This is a genomic window from Chlorobaculum sp. 24CR (assembly GCF_004118635.1).
In the GTDB taxonomy this organism is placed as follows: Bacteria; Bacteroidota; Chlorobiia; order Chlorobiales; family Chlorobiaceae; genus Chlorobaculum.
Window position 1 is genome coordinate 1 of record NZ_SDGU01000050.1, and the last position, 2,373, is coordinate 2,373.

The 2,373-nt window shown below is 33.2% G+C and carries 2 protein-coding genes; both read left to right on the plus strand.

Annotated elements, in window-relative coordinates:
• Window positions 1-1,029 (plus strand): hypothetical protein (locus tag EST62_RS09510; protein WP_209019430.1); only part of this gene is annotated, 1,029 nt, incomplete at its 5' end.
• On the plus strand, window positions 1,026-2,285 hold the full coding sequence (locus tag EST62_RS09515; protein ID WP_129051858.1) for a hypothetical protein: 1,260 nt from the start codon (window positions 1,026-1,028) through the stop codon (window positions 2,283-2,285). The genes EST62_RS09510 and EST62_RS09515, both read left to right, overlap by 4 nt.
• Window positions 2,286-2,373 lie beyond the last annotated feature (88 nt).

The following is a 2,373-nucleotide window of genomic DNA, read 5'->3' on the forward strand; positions in this document are numbered from 1 at the left end:
GTCAAGGTCGAGAAATTGAGTATAAAAAGTTGCATTCACAGCAGCTCCAACTCTTCTAAATACCTCGAAGCTCTGCTTCGAGGATCCTTTATTGATGAATATTTAAAAACTATTCTGGATAAAGAACCAAATATACCAAATGATGCTAATAGTGGGTTTGATATAAGAAAAAAAATGGATGAGGAACTAATAAAATTAGTTCTCGAAGATTTTGAACTTACAGAAAAAGATTATTTAGGAAATCCTATAACACTTAATAGGTCAAAGCCTGATAAAGGTTCAATCACAAATTTGATGAGAGCAATTCTTGTAAGTGACTCTACACCAATTCCATATGTGCGGGAAAACTTGGTTGATGAAGAAATGAGAATTATTATGCTAGAAAATTCGGACATTAATGGAGATAGATTTTTAAATAGGCAGGCTCTTCCTTATGCGGTGAGTGGAAATGAAAAAGAGTGTTTCGAACAAAATAAAAATGCTTATGTAACATTTAATATTACAATTGATCATGAAATTCTTCGCTTTTTTAGTAATAATGCATCTGGTTTCTCCATTATCTTTCAAAGTTTAAAAGATCTTGAAAAAATAATAATAAAATTTTATAAAAAAATATGGACCTTTGAGCAAGAGTATTATTTAGAACAGCTTGGATTGCCAGATAATAATCATTCAAAAGAAGAAAAAATGATTGAAAAAGTTTTAGATTTTTATGACGACGAAAATGATGTTAATCTAAATATATTACCAACCATCAATATAGGTTTAGGGTCTGGGATGCTTTGCAAGACACTTTTTATCGCAATAAAAGAAGAGTATCGTATAAAAATAAGAAATTTGCAGATGACAGGAATTCAGATAGATAATCAGAAGTGCGGACGTAATGGAAGAGGACATACTGTTGACTGGATAAATAAGATTGCGCCTAATTCAAGGCATTTAGTGTTTAAAAATGGTGTCGCAAGTCGTCCGCTTGGGTGGGCTAATTTATCTTTTGGGCCAATTACATTCGAGGATAGCGTCTTATGACACGTGAAGAGAGAATTGATGCACTTAAAATCTCTGATGCAGATAAGGAGGAATTCAAAAAAATATTCTTTGAATACGAAGATAAATATGACAGAAGTGGCCCTGATTTGCGTTGTTGGTGGTTAAATCAAGTATTGCCTATTTCACAACGGCTTTTAGAAGAAAGATATACTTCTCGTCAAGAAGTAAAATGCCTGTTCGTTCTTGTCGGTACTACGATAGAACCACTGTTTCTTTCAATTCTTACAATTCGCCCACAGGAAAAAATATATTTAATATCGTCTTGTGAAAGCGTGGCTCAGAGTGAGTATATAAGCAATTCATTGAGACAAATACATGGAGGTGGTGATCTAATAAATCCTGATTTGTTTTCTGATAATGTTAAGAGGTATCTTGAAAATATAAAAAATATTGAAATATATACTGATGTTGTTATTAAAAATATATCTCCGCAGAAAGTATTTTCTGCAATAAGAGAACGAGTGGGTATGTATGCATATGATGATGTGGGGGTTGATGTGACTGGCGGTAAGAAGTCAATGACCGGGGGAGGATATTTAGTAGCGGCAATTAATAATTTGCATTTGTTTTATGTAGACTTTGATGAATATACCGACAAATATCCAAAGCCAGGGACAGAGTTTCTCAATAAACTTGATAACCCTTATGAAATTTACAATATCGATTCTGTGAGTCAGGCGATAAAATTATTTAAACAGTATAACTACTCTGCTGCCAATGAAATATTTAAGCAAACAATTTGTAAGCTTACTGATGATATAGTAATGAATTATGAAATGGCATCTGAGAAGACAAGAATTGAGAATATGCAGAAAGCTGCTGAATGTTATATGTATTGGGATCGTTATGAGTACTCTGAGATAAAAAAAGAAATTTTACCGCAAATACAGCTCAATCTTTTATGCGACGATAAATACTATAAGGTGTTAGATTATCTATTAAACGCTGAGAGACGTTTTAACCAAGGTTATTATAATGACGCTATTCTACGTTTACTGCAAGTCGTCGAGTCTTTGCTTGTTGTTAATTCGGGAAAAATAAGTCAGGCTATTAATAAAAGTGTAAAAAATGAAAAATTGAGATCGGGTTTACATGAAATCAGGATGGCAAGGAATGCATTTGCACACAAAAACAAAACACTTGAAAAATCGATATATATAGAAGGTTTTAGCAATGTCAAGCAACTAATATGTGACCTATTTGAGAGAGAGATAGGTGAAGTGGAGGCTGAATAAAGGATCCTCGAAGCAGAGCTTCGAGGTATTTAGAAGAGTTGGAGCTGCTGTGAATGCAACTTTTTATACTCAATTTCTCGACCTTGAC